The organism is Streptomyces sp. NPDC048496 (assembly GCF_043200055.1).
GTDB lineage: Bacteria > Actinomycetota > Actinomycetes > Streptomycetales > Streptomycetaceae > Streptomyces.
Map to the genome: position 1 here is coordinate 34964 of NZ_JBICXB010000046.1, position 14595 is coordinate 49558.

Sequence of the window (14595 nt, forward strand, 5' to 3'; positions counted from 1 at the left end):
CTGTCAAGTCAGCATGTTGAGTCGTTGAGATCCGGCATCCGGGCCGCACACGGCGGCGAGAACACCACCCAACTCGCCGCGTCGCACAACCGGATCACGGCGGCCGCCGGTGTCCGCATTTGGAGTGCAGGCCAGCCCCGTCCCGGCCTGTGACGCGACCACGAACCTTTCCCGTGGATTCACTGCCTTCCCGTGCACGGGAAATATCACCGGCATTCAAGGGAAACGACGGAATGCATGACACGAAGTGCGTCAGCCGTAAGGACATAGACGCAACAAGTAAGTCAAGACTTACCTTTAGGGAACTTTGGCCGTATGGTGCGGCTCGAATCGAAGGAGTCCCTTGTTGTCAAACAAAAATGATTCCGCCGTGCGTGCGGTTGAATCGGAGCAATGTTACGTGTCCTCATTGTATGAGCTGCTCACCGAGCGGCTTTCCGATGCGCGAGCGAACCGGGCGAGTGTGCTGAAGGCCCCGGCGGACGGCGCCGGCGAGGCGTACGAGAGAGAGATCGCCGCCGACCGTCTGACCAAGGAGATCGACCGGTTGGAAGGCGCCGAGAAGGGGCTGGTCTTCGGACGCATCGACTGGACGGACGGCACGGCCCTGCGCATCGGGCGGATCGGACTGCACACGGAGGAGGACGACCTGCCGCTGCTCGTGGACTGGCGCGCGAACGCGGCGCGGCCCTTCTACGAGGCCACACCGGTCCACCCGATGGATCTGCGGCGGCGCCGGCACCTGCGCCTCGAGGAGCGCACGGTCGTCTCGGTGAGCGACGAACTGCTCGACGGGACCGCCCCGACCGACGAAGACGTCGTGGGGGACGGCCCGTTGACCGAGGCTCTGTCAGCACGGCGTACGGGCAGGATGCACGCGGCCGTCGCGACGCTGCAGGCCGAGCAGGACGAGATCGTCCGCTCCGCCCACCGCGGGGTGACCGTGGTGCAGGGCGGGCCCGGCACCGGCAAGACGGTGGTCGCTCTGCATAGGGCGGCCTACGTCCTGTACGCGTTCCCGCGCGCCGCGGAGGAAGGCGTCCTCGTGGTGGGCCCCAACGCCCGTTTCCTCGACTACATCTCCGAGGTCCTTCCCTCGCTCGGGGAGAACGACGTCGATCTGGCGACCTGTCAAGAACTGGCCGGAGTGTCCCCGGACGCGGTGGACCCGTTCGACATGGCGCGCCTCAAGGGCGGCCTGGACCTCGCCGACGCCCTGGCCGGCCTGCTTCAAGACCACCAGGCCCCCGCCGGTGACTTCACCGTCCGGGTCGGGCAGGAACTGGTCCACCTGTCCGAGACGGAGGTCGCCTCTGCACGCGCCGCCGCCCTGGCGGCCGCGTCCGGCCACAACCCCGCGCGCCAGGCGTTCAAGGAACTCCTGGTCGACGCCGTCACCGACGCGATGCAACGGGACATGGGCGACCTCCTGGAGCAGATCGACGCCGATGCCGAGCAGATGACGGGCCTGAACCTCGACCGGTTCACGGGGGTCGCCCAGCGCCGTGCCGAGGGCGCCGCCGACCCGGGTCCGGTCCACGAGCTGGACCTGGACTCCATCGCGGCCGATCTCCTCGACGACGCCGGTGTCGACCGGGCGGTCGAGGCGCTGTGGCCGAGGCTGGTACCCGGCGACCTCGTGAAGGCACTGCTGACGGATGCCGACGCCCTGGCCGAGCGCCTGCCGACCCTGACCCCGCAGGAGCGGTCCCTTCTCCTGCGTGCCCCGGACGCCCCGTGGACCGATGCGGACGTGCCGTTGCTGGACGAGGCGGCGAGCCTGGTCGACGGCCCGCCCGAGCGGACGTACGGGCACGTCGTCGTCGACGAGGCGCAGGAACTGACCGCTATGCAGTGGCGGATGATCGTCCGCCGCTGCCCGGCGAGGGCGATGACGCTGGTGGGTGACTTCGCCCAGTCGGGCCCGGCCACGACAGCACGCGACTGGAAGGAAGCCCTGAGCCCGCATGTCGGGACGCGGTTCAGACTGCACGGCCTGACGGTCAGTTACCGCACCACGCAGGAGATCCTGGAGAGCGTCCGGGACCTGCTCGCGCGGATCGCTCCGGACCAGCGGCCCACACGGTCACTGCGCAGCGGTGAGAGCCCGCGCACCGTGACCACACATGGGGACGGGTTGGTCACCGCCGTCGTGGAGGAACTGCGCGCCCAGAGCACCGCGCAGCCGGACGAACTCCTGGGAGTGATCTGCGCGGACACCCGGGTGAGCCAGTTGACGGCTCACGGCATCGCCGACCACGCACGCATCGTGCCCGCGTCCGAAGCACGTGGCCTCGAGTTCGACGGGGTCGTCGTCCTGAACCCCGAGGAGATCACCACGGCCCGGCCTGGCGGGGAGAGGGACCTGTACGTGGCCCTGACCCGGGCCACCAAGCGCCTGTGCACCATCACCACCCAGCCCGCATGATGGCGCGGCGCCCGCGTGGTCGCCGCGGGCGCACAAGTGCCCCACCGCGCCGTCAACGTACGCACTGGTGTAGCCCTGGCAGTGGATTCGCAGTGCGGGATAGTGTCTCGCGCTACCGCTCACCGGCTACCTGGTCCCGCCCGCAGCGGAGTGACGTTGCTCGGGCGCCCGCTGAGCACGTCCCGCAACTCCTCGTTCTCCAGGGTCAGTCGCGTGTTCTCCGCCAGAAATCCCTGGACATCGTCGCGAAGCCGGACGATCTCCTTGTTCTTGTTAGCGATGGTGGTCTTGAGATCGGCGATCTTCTTGCGGAGCCGGGCTTCAACGTCCGGGGTGCCTCCGCGAGTCCTGACGTGGTCGTAGAACTCGTTCTTAAGGTCGGTGTGCCGTTGGGTCAGGGCGTTTCTGGGTACATCCGCTTCGATGGCAAGGGCGACGATGGTGAGCGCTCCGTTGGAGCGTTCGGGGGTGCCGCCGAGGATGCGGTGCATGGCGGCGCGGATGCGGGCGCGTTCGTCGGGTGCTGGACTCATGCGGTGTTCTCCTGGACGGTGAAGCGGGTGCGGTCGTGGCCGTCAGCCCAGCTGCGGAGTTTGACCGCGTTGGCCCGCAGGCGGTCTGCGATGCGTTCGGGGGTTCGGGCTGCCTTTCGGTCGATCTGGTCGGCGCGCTCGCGCAGGGCTGCGGCTTGCTCGTCGGTGCGGACGATGTTGCCGCAGCCGGGGACGCAGCGTTCCAGCACGGGTGCTTCGAGTTGGCCCTCGCGGTCGCACAGAGCGCGGTCGCGCTTGTAGAGGCAGAGCAGAAGAGCGTGGGGGTTGTCGTAGAGGACTGCGCCGTCACGGGCCAGGTGCCGGCGGGCGAGCGTGTACTTCTGGGCGAAGTCGCGGTTGACCAGGCCGCCCTGGAAGAGTGGACCGGTCGCTGCCCGGAGGAGTGCCTGTCGTGCGGCTGGTCCGGAGATGCCCTCTCCGTCGTTGAATCGCTCCATCAGTTCCGCTGCGGTGTCTGCGGTGGCCAGGGCGGTCTCGATGTCGACGACTTGGTGGATCCCGCTGCGGCTGCGGGTGCCGTAGCGTCCCGACTCGTCGGTGTTTAGCACCGTACGCATGTGTCCGTACTGGATGGCCAGGGCGATGAGGCCGCGTGGGCGGCGGGCGATGTGCCAGGCCAGGGATCGCCGGAATCGGGCGGTCCCGATGTTGCCGTGTGGGTCGGGTGGGACCATCTCGCCGGGCAGTTCCCGGGTCTCGGCCTCGGCGTTCGTCCAGGCCACGAAGTCCTCGATCCGGTTCCTGATCGCGCCGGCAGTCAGCGCTCCGGCGCGCTGGTGAGCGTGCGTGGAGTCGTGGATTTGCACGTCGAAGAGAAGCCCGCCGTCGGGAACGACTCGTTCAAGGACACGGATGGCACGGACGACCGGGGCGATGGCGACCCAGGGGACGGGGCGTTCTGCGCCGCCGGGGAGGTAGTTGCCGGTGTCCGGTTCTGTGGCCGTCTTGAAGTGGCGGCTACGGATCAGCAGATGCGGCTCGTCTTCGTCGTCCTTGTCCCCTTCGTCGGTGTCGAGGGGGTCCTCTTCATCCGCGTCCTCGACGATGTCCTCGGCACGGACGTGAAGGAGATGGCGCCCTTGGCCCGGTTCCGGGTCAGGGCAGCAGCCTGAGCGCATCGCGAGCACTTCCTGCGGGCGAGCGCCTGTCAGGTACGCGCAGACGATGAATGCGGCCGTGCCGAGGTGCTTGAGCAGGGTGTTTACCTCGGTGTGGTCGATGGCCTGGCGCCAGGGGCGGCCGACGATGCGCCCCGTGATAGGGGCGTTCAGCGGACAGGGACCGGGGTTCGTCTGCACCAGTGCCGAGAGCCCGAACTTGTCGCAAGCGCTTTGGACCTGGTTGTAGGAGGCTCCCGCGGTCCCTGCGATGTAGGTGCGGGCAAGCGCGATCTTTCCGTTCTTGCGGGTGGTGGGCACCGGGCCTCCAGTGATGACCAGCGGCTCCAGATAGGAGTAGAGGGCTTTCCTCCCGACGGAAGTACTCGGCTGGCTGAGGGCGTACTCAGTGAGGCGTCCGGCTTCGGCATGGGCCGCGAGGATGTCGTCCGCCAGGTCCTCGACGAAGCGAAGCGCCCATATCAGGAGTGGTCCCATGACTTCCTCGGCGAGTGGTTCCCGCGCGTTCTCGACGCCCCCGTCAGCAGCCGCGGGGAGGTAGTCGTCCATTCCTTCCTCGTCCCACGGTGGTCGGGCCATGCCCGCGGGATGCGCGCTGAGTCCGTCGAACGCCCACAGGCGCGTCAGGGCGACCAGCTTCTTGTGTGCGCGCTCGCGTGTGGTGCCCGTGTCGCGCAGGTGTTGTGCGTACTCGGCCAGCAACGTGCGATCGCAATCTCCCAGGGTGTGAGTGTCCCGGACCTGCAACCAGTCCGCGAAGCGCATCCAGATGGACACGGTGGCTTGAGCGACTTCCGGGGAGAGACGGGTGCGCATCCGGGCTCCACGTGCCCGTACGAACGTGTTCCGCAGTTCTCCGTTGAGGAACGTCCATGCCACCAAGCGGAGTTCGTCGCGATAGCCCTCTGTGCACGGCTCCCAGGGGATCGCGCGAACCTTGCTGGTGGGGTCGTCGACGAGCGGCAACAACGACCACACCATGTCGCCGAACCGGCTGTTGTGGTGCGCGTGTCGGGCGATGACCAGGTGCGGAGGAATGACAGGGGTGTCCGCGGTGGGCAGCGCCAGAACGTAGGCATCCGCCTCCATGGGGGAGGTCACAGGTTGAGGTCTCCGTTCAGAAGGTCGTCGACGATCTCGCGGTCGATGTCGGTGATCCGGTCGGCTGCTTGCTGCCAGCGGCCGTCGCCGATCTTCCGCTTCAGATCCTCCAGTCGGGCAGCAGGGTCTGACCAACGGCGGTCCCAGACCTGCTGGGGCAGAACGGACCGGGCATTGCCCAATGCCCGGTGCAGCGCGACGAGCCGGGGGTGATGATCGTCGTGGACGCGGGCGTTCTCGCAGGCCAGGCAGAGGAGGAACGAGGCTCCGCAGCCGCCGTCAGGCAGCGGGACGGGGCTGCCGCTGGTGTCCGAGCAGTCGGCAGTGGCGGTCTCCTGATCGTCAGGGTTGCGCTGGGTGACAAGCTGGGCCGCGAGCTTCACCGTCTCCTGTGCGTGCCGTAGTGCGGACGCCGCGCCGGCGGCGATGACGGGAGCTGCTTCCCGCTGGACGCGCTGATCGGGCAGCACGTACTTGCGCTCGTGTGTGCTCTGGGTGTGCTGGGTCGGCTCCCCGCGATCCATCACGACGGTCCGACGGCCCCGCTGGAACGGCGAACCCCAGCCGAAGAGCTTGCCCCACTCCGTCCCGTCGGCGCTGGACAGGCCGAGACGAATAGGACCGACGACCAGGCGGCGTTCCACGTCCTTGACCAGCTGGCTCGGGTGGTTCTGGTAACGCGCGCGCCACGCAAGGAACCGATCGGCGCCCGGGGCAAGATCGTGGGCCAGGGCGCGGGCAAAGCGGGTGGCCTGCAGGGCATGGGTGAGCAGGCGGCCGGGCGTTCCGGCCCCGGTGTCCGTGACGTTCTCGGTCTCGAACCGGTCGCCCTTGTGCTTCCTGACCTTGACTTTGTAGGTGGGGTGGCCGTCTCGGCCCTGGTCGGGGGCCGCCCTGGGGGTCGGCATGACGTTGATCACGGAAAGGTTCCAGCCGAACTCGGCCATCAGGAGCACGCCCAGGGCCGTCGCCTCCATCCGGTCCAGAAACAGGCGCTTCCATGTCGCCTCGACCGAGTGCCCGCCCACCGCATCCAGGAAGTACTTCTTGATGTTCCCGTCTGCGTAACGCACCGCATCTCCGGTCCGGGCGATCAGGTCCAGTGCCTCCCCGAGCGCGGCATCTGGCGTGTCGGGGGCGAAACCGCCGTCGTGCCAGCGCTGCAAGTGGGCGGCGTTCTCCTCGATCCGCAGCCACGCGGCCCGGAACATCCGGCGGGCCTTGAGCTTGATGCCGTCAAGTTCACCCGATTCGTACGACTGCACCTTCCGGGGCAGCACCGGAACGCGGCGGGCGAGTTCTTCGGCCACTTGGCCACTCTGTAGACGTGGGTCATCGTGCAGCAGTGAGGCAACGAGCCGGAGAGTCTCCCGCCCTCCCTGGCTGCCTTTCAGCTTCAGCCACCAGGCTTTCATCAAAGAACCGGTGAGTTCGTCGAGGTCACACGGAGGCCGGTCCTGTTCCGACACGAAGGCGGCGAACGCCCGCAGGCTGTCGAAGTGAGAGCGGGATGTGGTGTGGGAGCCCCAGCGGCGAGCTCGGGCGGCGAACAGCACGGCCAGCGAATGCTGCAAGGTCTCGGCCACCGGAAGCGCCGAAAAACCGTAGTCCCTGACATGGCCGTCGCGGTTGCGGTGATGGACCATCAGCCCATCGAGTGGGTCCAGGACTTCGGGTGCGGTGTGGTCAGCCGGCGGGAGCGAGGCCTTGCGTCCCTTGGGGCTCACGTCGCGGCCTCCGCCTGCTTGACCGTCATCTTCACGTCGATGTCCTGGATACCTTCCGATTCCCTGGCCAACCGCGCGAAGACACCGTCCAAGTCCCGCATCTCCTCGGCCCGCGGCTCGTCGGCCTCCTTGAGCAGCGACTCCAGATCCAGGTGCCGCACCGGGGCCAGATAGGTGTTGACCGTGACTTGTCTGGTCGCATGCCCGAGCAGTCCTTGCACCATCTGCCAGGGATCGCCGAGGAGTTGGCCGTACTCGCGGCGCTCTCGCGGGCTCAGCCCGAACCTGCGGTTGAGCACCTCGTTCAGCGTCACGAGCATCCGCAGCGCGAAGCTGTGGCGCCCGGCATGCACGGTGGCATGGGGCCAGTAGACCTTGTGCGGGTCACGCCGAAGATGCTTCGGCGGCTCCAGTTCCGCCCTGCACCGCAGGTTGGCAGTGCGATAGACCGCCTCCCACGAATGCGGCCGAAACGGCAGGCCCGCCTCGTTGAGCCACAACCACATCGGCTCCGGCCCCTCCGCCCCCTCGACGAACAGCAGCATCCGCTCCTGCCAGGTCAACCGGTCCAGCAGTTGCTCGAACACCACGCCGCCGCGATCAGCCCAGCGGACCTTCCGCTTCGGGCCGGGAGTGACCTCGGTGACCAGTCGCAGGTCCGGCAGCCTCTCGTACCGCCCCCGGGCCTGAGCTTTGCGGACAGCCCAGGCCCGCGACGACTCCACATACGACTCGATGTCGCGCATCGCCTCGGTGGACGTGTAGAACGTCCGAGCCGCCTTCGCCCGGGTGACACCAGCCGCAAGCCGCCCGTAGGAGTAGCGGCTGTTGCTGAGCCGCTTGTCGGGGACCTCGAAGGTCAGCAGTGAACCAGCCTCCTGCCGCCGCAGCCCTGAAGAGAGCACCAAACCGGAGAAGGCGACGTTGCGGTCCTCCAGCCGCCCGAGCCATCCCGGCTCAACCACCCCGTGCCGGGTCTGCCCTCGCAGGCCGATGTCCACCCACAAGTGCCACGACCGCGGTGTCAACCAGTGCATCCCCGACTCCGGCCTCACAGGCTCCAGGTCCTCCGGCACCTCGCGCACCAGACCGTCGCGTCCGGTGATCTCCCGTACCGTCACCGGACTCCGGCCGATGTAGCCGTTCTTCCTTGCCCACTTGAAAAGGGAGGAGAATGCCGCCAGTTCCCGATTCCACTTCGATGCCCCGACGCGTTCGGGATTCTGTGGTGCGCGGATCCGCCAGTCTTTGAAATCCTCGAGGTCTTTCTCTCTTGTCTCCGTCCAGTGACGGCGCCGCAAAGTCAGGAAGATCAGCAAGAGCACCAGGTCGGTAGCATAGTTCCGTCTCGTCTCCGCGGTGTACCCACGGAACGTTTCCGACTGCCCGTACCGGCAAAGCCCGGGATCAATACGGTGGTCCGGCGACACGAATACCGCGTCTCCTGCGCGCATACCCACCCCAGCGCCCTCGACGTCCGGAGCCCCCAACCGCTCCACCCAGCCCGACCCCACCCAGAACACACGCCACTGGCCCACGTCCCACCCCTCCTGTAGCCCTTCAACACGCTGAATCTATAGGGAACTCGACTGGACGACGCCCGGGCTGCTGGGCCGGCTCGGCACGTTCCGCACCCGGTACGCGCGGGCCGTGGAGGGCGGCAGCGACCCGGCGGCGGCCGAACGGCTCGCCGCACTGGTCCGGCCGTTCCTGCTGCGGCGACGCAAGTCCGACCCGGGCATCGCTCCGGAACTGCCGCCGAAGACGGAGACGGACCGTGCGGTGTCGCTGACGGCGGAACAGACCGGTCTGTACGAGGCGGTGGTACGGGAGACCCTGGCCGAGATCTCCGGCGCGGACGGGTTCGCCCGGCGCGGCCTGGTGGTGAAACTGCTGACGGCGCTGAAGCAGATCTGCAACCACCCGGCGCAGTACCTCAAGGAGGAGCGGCCGCGGATCGCGGACCGTTCGGGGAAGCTGGAGCTTCTGGACGAACTGCTCGACACGATCCTCGCGGAGGATGCAAGCGTGCTTGTGTTCACCCAGTACGTACAGATGGCACGGCTGCTCGAACAGCATCTGGCGGCGCGCGGAGTGTGTGCCCAGTTCCTGCACGGCGGCACGCCGATCGCCGAACGCGAGGCCATGGTGGACCGGTTCCAGGCCGGCGAGGCCCCCGTCTTCCTGCTGTCGCTGAAAGCGGCGGGCACGGGACTGAACCTCACCCGGGCCGGCCATGTCGTGCACTTCGACCGCTGGTGGAACCCGGCGGTGGAAGCACAGGCCACCGACCGCGCGTACCGCATCGGGCAGACCCAGCCGGTGCAGGTGCACCGCCTGATCGCCGAGGGAACGATCGAGGACCGGATCGCCGACATGCTGGCCCGCAAACAGGGTCTCGCGGATGCGGTGCTCGGTTCCGGCGAGTCGGCGCTGACAGAACTGACCGATGCGGAACTGGCGGATCTGGTGGAGTTGCGAGGGGGCGCGCGATGAGTGACGGCTATGAGACCGACGCATACGGGATTGACGGGTACGAATCCGACGACATCGTCGACGAGGAGTCGGCACCGGCACCGGCACCGGAACGTACCTTCGCCGCCCTGCCGCCGGCGCGAGGCCGCGGTTTCGCCGAGTCCTGGTGGGGCCGGGCATGGCTGAAGGCCCTGGAGGACACGGCGCTGGACGGTAAACAGGTCAAGCAGGGGCGCCGGTTTGCCCGCGAGGGGCGGGTCGGCGCGGTCTCCGTACGGCCCGGTCGGATCACCGCGGTCGTCCAGGACTGGGACTCGACCGCGTACCGCAGTGATGTGCTGCTTCAGCAGCTGAGCGAGGAGGAGTGGGACCGGTTCCTGGACATGGCCGCCGACCGGGCCGGGCACATCGCCGCACTGCTCGACCGGGAGATGCCACCGCATCTGGTGGAGGACGCGGCGGCGGCCGGAGTCGATCTGCTGCCGGGCATCGGAGATCTGGATCCTGAGTGCACGTGCGAGGCATGGGACCACTGTCCGCACTCCGCCGCCCTCTGCTACCAGGTCGCGCGGCTGCTGGACCAGGACCCGTTCGTACTCCTGCTGATGCGCGGGCGCGGCGAACGGCGGCTCCTCGACGATCTCCAGGTGCGGATCACGGTCCGTGCCGCGGAACGGCAACCCGCGGAGTCCTCCGCCGTGGAAGACCGTCGAGTGGGTGGCGTACGGGCGGACGAGACGTTCGCCGCGTGGGACATCCTGCCGCCACTGCCCGCTCCCCCGCCGCTGCCCGCAGAGCCCGGTCCCGCCCCGTCGCTGCGCACGGAGACCGAACCGGAGCCCGGTCTCGACCCGGCGGCACTGGAGGTCCTGGTGACGGACAGTGCGGTACGCGCCTACCGGATGCTGGCGGACGCCCTTGCGCCGGACCACGAACAGCAGCCGGTGCAGCACGAGTTGACGCCTGATCAGGACGCGGTACGGCTGGTCGCCGACGCCCGCCCCGAGCCGGGGATCGTGATACTGCTGAGCACCGGATCGGGGCGGCAGCGGGCCGAACTCGACGCGGCGGTGCGAGCCTGGGGTTACGGCGGGGCAGCCGCGCTCGCAGTGCTCGACGAGGAATGGGCGCCCGATCCGGAGTCCCTCGCCAGGGCCCGTGCGCGGCTCGCCGGGGCGTGGGAGGACGGCGAGCGCCCGCAGTTGCGGGCGGCGGGCAACCGCTGGACCGTTGCGGGTGGCGGCGTACAGCTTCGGTACGGACGGGACGGGCGCTGGTGGCCGTACCGCAAGGAACGTGGTCGCTGGAACCCGGCGGGCCCGGCGGACGACGATCCGGCGGCGGTGCTGGCGGGCGCGCTCGGCGACGGTCAGACCCTGGCGGACGGGTCATTGACAGAGCCATGATCGGACGCTGCCGTGGCGACGGCCCGCTGGTCCTTCGGCCCGGGGATCGTGTGCTTGATCGGGCGTCTGCGCAGGTAGCGGCGGTGACGACGGGAGCTGTATGCCTTGCCGCCACCGACGCGATCCGGCCTGACTGGCCCTGCTCGGGACCCTGGCCGTCGGCACCCCCGGCACCGCTGCCGTTCCGCGCACACCCACCGACCAGTGAGATCCGGACGCCGACGCCCACGGAGCGGTTGCTGATCACTCCGCGGGCGGTCAGGCGGTGGTCCTCCGCGCGTACACCTCGATCTCGATCTTCATACGGGGGTCGGCGAGGCCGCACATGAGCATCGTGGCGGCCGGCCGGACCTCGCCGAAATACCGGCGCAGGACCGGCCAGCAAGGCTCGAAGTCGGCCCGCTCGGGCACCAGATCTCACTGGCCCCGGCGAGCATCCGGCGCATCCGTCTCAAAGGCGTCGCCTTCCGCAGGATCGAGCCCAGCACGACCCGCACGCGGGTCGCCGTCGCCCCCTCACCCGCACCCTCGGCATCCACATCACCGTCGCCGTCAAGTGGCAACGGGCCGTCGCCGGGGACTGAGGCGCCTACGCAGCCGAGATCAGCCGCCGCCAGCCATGACGTCCGTATCCAACAGCCTTCCCGGAATGATCGAGGGCGAAGCATGAGGCCAGTAGGCAAAGGAGCAACACAGATGCTGCTACGTGATGTTGAGTATGGCGACGTCGACGCCTACGTTCGGATGCGATGCGACCCGGCCATGATGGTCGAGCTCGGCGGCCCGTTGCCTCGCGAGGGCATGGAGGCGAAGGTCCAACGTGATGTTCAACGGGCGGCGGCGGGCACTGACTGGACAAAGGTGATCGTGCCCGATGAGGCCGAGCCGGGAGTGGTCGCGGGAACCGTGACCTTGTGGCCTCACGGCGCCGACGCCGAGCGCATCTCCGAGATCGGCTGGATGGTACTGCCGGAGTTCCAGGGACGGGGACTCGGCAAGCATGGTGTCCGCATGCTGCTTGAGCTGGCTCGCGACGACGGCCAGTGGGGGCTCATACATGCATTTCCGGCAACAACGAACGCCCCGTCAAACGGTATCTGCCGCTCCCTCGGTTTCAGGTTCCTGGGCGAGCAGGACGTGCCGTTCGCCGGTCGAGTCCTACGAACCAACCACTGGGCCATCGACCCTCGCACTGACCTGATCTGAGACGGGGGCCGCAGCTCGCCAGGGAACCACGCGAAGCGAGTCGAAGGCAGAGGCATTGCCGGGTAGGAGCGGCGGGTTACCCCGCCGCTCCCCCCTCAGAACCGTGCGAGCCACTCATCGCGGCACACGGCTCATGCAAGCCCCACAGGGCGATTCAGGAGAGCTGTGCTGTGCCCCTGCGTTGGCGGATGAGATATCCGCGGCGACAGGAAGCGTGTACGAGCCGGGTCCCATCATCGTTTGACCGCGATCCTGGTCTCCCATGGTGAACGAGGTAGTCGGCCGTGATCGCCTGGCGGGCGATCCGCAGCCACCACCGCTCCCATTGCTCAGGAGACTCAGGGGGTTGTTCGGCAAAGAGGAGATGGTCGCCGCACAGCGGACAACGCGCTTCCTGCTTGGTGAGCAGGCGGAGCGTGTACTTGTCGAGCGGCGGCTTGACCTTCTTACGCCGAGTTGCCCAATAGTCAGCCAGGGAAGGGTCATCGGGCGATGCCTTCCCCTTGACCATTACGTGCCGGACGATGTCCGTCCAGGAGAACTTCGTGACGTAGGCAGGGGTGCCAGGGGCACCGAACACCCATCGGTCATTCCTGAACTTGTTGCGTTTACCGAAGTACTGATTGACGATCCAGCTCTTCGGCTTGTGGGGATGCGTCCAAGTTGTCCATTTGTATTGCAGCCTCCACAGGTAGTTGTCGAGGGAACTGAACATCTTGGACGACACCACGCCCCGGTAGTAGGCAGACCAACCCCTGATGATGGGGTTGAGCTTGGCAACAACTGCCATAGCGTTCGATCCGCGCAGGTTTCGCATCTCGTCCGCGAGTCTTTTCCGGAGGCGCCCGACAGCCGCTTCGCTCGGCTTGATCAGCAATTTGTGGCGGTAGCGGCGGACGTTGAACCCGAGGAAATCGAACCCGTCTTTCAGGTGAACGATCTGCGTTTTGTCTTCGTTGAAGACAAGCCCCCGAGGTGCCAGCCACTCCGCCAGTTTCGCCTTGGTCTGGTGTGCCTGCTCCTGGCTGTGGCAGAGCACGACCATATCGTCGGCGTAGCGGACCAATACCGGGGAGTCCTTTTTCGTGTCACCGGCTTGAGCGCCGTTGACGACGTAGCGAACTCCAGCGGCTTCCTCTAGACCGTGCAATGCGACATTCATGAGCAGAGGAGAAATTACTCCGCCTTGGGGCGTGCCCTCCTCGGTGGGAGTGAACCCCTTACTGGGTTCGAACACTCCCGCCTTCAGCCAGTCGGCGACCATCCCTTTGGCGGGAAAGTGGCCGATTCCCTGTAGAAGGCGAGCATGGTCGATCCGGTCGAACGCCGCTGCCAGGTCCGAATCAAGCGCCCAGACGCGTTTGGCCAAGGGGCCTTTGCACGTAAGGTAGATGGCGCCAATCGCGTCCTGGCAGCTACGGCCCGGCCTGAACCCATACGACCTGGGTTCGAACCGGGCCTCCCACTCGGGTTCCAGTGCATTTCGAACCCGCGCCTGGTGGCAGCGGTCCGTGATTACCGGGATACCGAGAGGTCTCAGCTTTGCGGGGTTTGATCCTTTCGGGATGTACACGCGCTTCACCGCACGGGGTTTCCAGGACGTGATGGATTGGTGCACGCGCACCGCCACATCTGCCCTGGCTTCGGAGGTCAGTGCGACCTCACCATCGACCCCTGCGGTCTTTCGCCCAGCATTTCGCTGCGTCACCTGCCGCACGCTCAGTAGCGTGTTGGACCGGGAACGCAGCATCAACTTCTGTAGGTTCCTGACCTTGGGCCAGTCGCCTTCCTGCGTCGCCTTGAATATTCGCTGCCGGAGCCGCTCTACCTCCCGCTCGACCGAGCGCCAGGCGATCCAATTCCAATCGTCGGCGTCCAGCTCCATCTGCGAGGGGCCTTCAGGTCCGTTCACCATAAGGTGTCTAACTTGCCCTTCGGTTCGGGTAGTTCCTACAGTTCGTCTTCAAAGGCTCACCTGCCACACGTCAGCACGCTTTCGCATCCCGGCACGCGCCGGGTATCCGGCCACTTTCACGGAGCATCCGACAGAAGAGAGTCGGTCATGTCTGCCTCGCGTTTCGTGTTGCCTTTCGGCAGCCGGCGTTAGCTTCTTGGGCATCCTGTCCCGCCAGAGAATTAGGCCCCTCTTACGATCGGCTTACCGTTACGCTCGCGCAGTGCGCCCGTATCGGACTCTAATGGGGTTTCCATGTTCCGCATGTGTGAGGTGCGGCTGGGGTTGGGTGTCCTCTATACCCCGAGGGCGGTGGTATCCATACGACCAAACTCCGTCTTTGGTCGCCACCTGTTGCCTTTCAACAACCAGCCCCTGTCACCTTGTGATACATACCGCCACAAAGCGTTGGAATTACGAAGCATCAGCAAGGATTCACTGGTATTCACCCCATACCCAGCCTTCCCATCGCCTGTGGCCCCCGGGCGGAACGGAGACTCTTGGGCTTTCCCCCGAGCTTCACACCCGACTGATACGGCAGCTGTAGATAACAGTCGGCGTGCTTTCTGATCATGGTGTGGTGTCGGCGTACGCGTGCCATCGGCGGTGGCTGAGTCGGGCGCGGT

Annotated in this window: 9 protein-coding genes and 3 pseudogenes; 5 read left to right on the plus strand and 7 right to left on the minus strand. The window is 67.1% G+C overall.

The window, feature by feature from the left end:
- Positions 1-24 precede the first annotated feature (24 nt).
- Both ACGFSA_RS28860 and ACGFSA_RS28865 read left to right on the plus strand, forming a co-directional pair.
- Positions 25-153 (plus strand): hypothetical protein, encoded by a 129-nt coding sequence (locus tag ACGFSA_RS28860; RefSeq protein WP_393308991.1) that lies wholly within the window; start codon positions 25-27, stop codon positions 151-153.
- Positions 154-400: 247 nt separating this feature from the next.
- A complete protein-coding gene (locus tag ACGFSA_RS28865) occupies positions 401-2428 on the plus strand; it encodes a HelD family protein (RefSeq protein WP_393308992.1) in 2028 nt (675 codons plus the stop codon).
- Positions 2429-2547: 119 nt separating this feature from the next.
- On the opposite strand, the gene ACGFSA_RS28870 is transcribed toward ACGFSA_RS28865, so the two are convergent.
- Genes ACGFSA_RS28870 through ACGFSA_RS28885 form a run of 4 tightly spaced genes read right to left on the minus strand, consistent with a single transcriptional unit; the run spans position 2548 to position 8466 of the window.
- On the minus strand, positions 2548-2961 hold the full coding sequence (locus ACGFSA_RS28870; protein ID WP_393308993.1) for a hypothetical protein: 414 nt from the start codon (positions 2959-2961) through the stop codon (positions 2548-2550).
- Entirely contained in the window at positions 2958-5201 is a 2244-nt protein-coding gene (locus tag ACGFSA_RS28875; RefSeq protein WP_393308994.1) for an integrase, read from the minus strand. The genes ACGFSA_RS28870 and ACGFSA_RS28875 overlap by 4 nt, the downstream gene beginning before the upstream one ends.
- Positions 5198-6928, minus strand: coding sequence for a hypothetical protein (locus ACGFSA_RS28880; RefSeq protein WP_393308995.1), 1731 nt, complete (start codon positions 6926-6928; stop codon positions 5198-5200). The genes ACGFSA_RS28875 and ACGFSA_RS28880 overlap by 4 nt, the downstream gene beginning before the upstream one ends.
- A complete protein-coding gene (locus ACGFSA_RS28885; protein WP_393308996.1) occupies positions 6925-8466 on the minus strand; it encodes a site-specific integrase in 1542 nt (513 codons plus the stop codon). Before ACGFSA_RS28885 ends, ACGFSA_RS28880 begins: the two co-directional genes overlap by 4 nt.
- 46 nt (positions 8467-8512) lie before the next feature.
- Here ACGFSA_RS28885 and ACGFSA_RS28890 point away from each other — a divergent pair.
- Both ACGFSA_RS28890 and ACGFSA_RS28895 read left to right on the plus strand, forming a co-directional pair.
- A pseudogene (locus ACGFSA_RS28890) lies at positions 8513-9424 on the plus strand (DEAD/DEAH box helicase); the annotation flags it as partial.
- Positions 9421-10809, plus strand: coding sequence for an SWF or SNF family helicase (locus ACGFSA_RS28895; protein WP_393308997.1), 1389 nt, complete (start codon positions 9421-9423; stop codon positions 10807-10809). The pseudogene ACGFSA_RS28890 and the gene ACGFSA_RS28895, both read left to right, overlap by 4 nt.
- Positions 10810-10829: 20 nt before the next feature.
- On the opposite strand, the pseudogene ACGFSA_RS28900 reads toward ACGFSA_RS28895, so the two are convergent.
- Positions 10830-10943, minus strand: a pseudogene (locus ACGFSA_RS28900) (IS5/IS1182 family transposase); the annotation flags it as partial.
- A 124-nt stretch (positions 10944-11067) separates the two neighbouring features.
- Positions 11068-11223 (minus strand): annotated as a pseudogene (locus ACGFSA_RS28905) (RidA family protein); the annotation flags it as partial.
- 282 nt (positions 11224-11505) lie between these two features.
- On the opposite strand from ACGFSA_RS28905, the gene ACGFSA_RS28910 reads away from it, so the two are divergent.
- Positions 11506-12015, plus strand: a complete 510-nt coding sequence (locus tag ACGFSA_RS28910) for a GNAT family N-acetyltransferase (protein WP_393308998.1) — start codon at positions 11506-11508, stop codon at positions 12013-12015.
- A 154-nt stretch (positions 12016-12169) separates the two neighbouring features.
- On the opposite strand, the gene ltrA is transcribed toward ACGFSA_RS28910, so the two are convergent.
- Complete coding sequence (gene ltrA, locus ACGFSA_RS28915; protein WP_393308999.1) at positions 12170-13900, minus strand: group II intron reverse transcriptase/maturase; 1731 nt, start codon at positions 13898-13900, stop codon at positions 12170-12172.
- Positions 13901-14595: the final 695 nt, after the last annotated feature.

Bases quoted from the DNA above. Each gene is read 5' to 3' on its own strand.
- ACGFSA_RS28910 (WP_393308998.1), top strand. From the start codon at position 11,506: ATGCTGCTACGTGATGTTGAGTATGGCGACGTCGACGCCTACGTTCGG.
- ACGFSA_RS28870 (WP_393308993.1), bottom strand. From the start codon at position 2,961: ATGAGTCCAGCACCCGACGAACGCGCCCGCATCCGCGCCGCCATGCAC.
- ACGFSA_RS28895 (WP_393308997.1), top strand. From the start codon at position 9,421: ATGAGTGACGGCTATGAGACCGACGCATACGGGATTGACGGGTACGAA.
- ltrA (WP_393308999.1), bottom strand. From the start codon at position 13,900: ATGGAGCTGGACGCCGACGATTGGAATTGGATCGCCTGGCGCTCGGTC.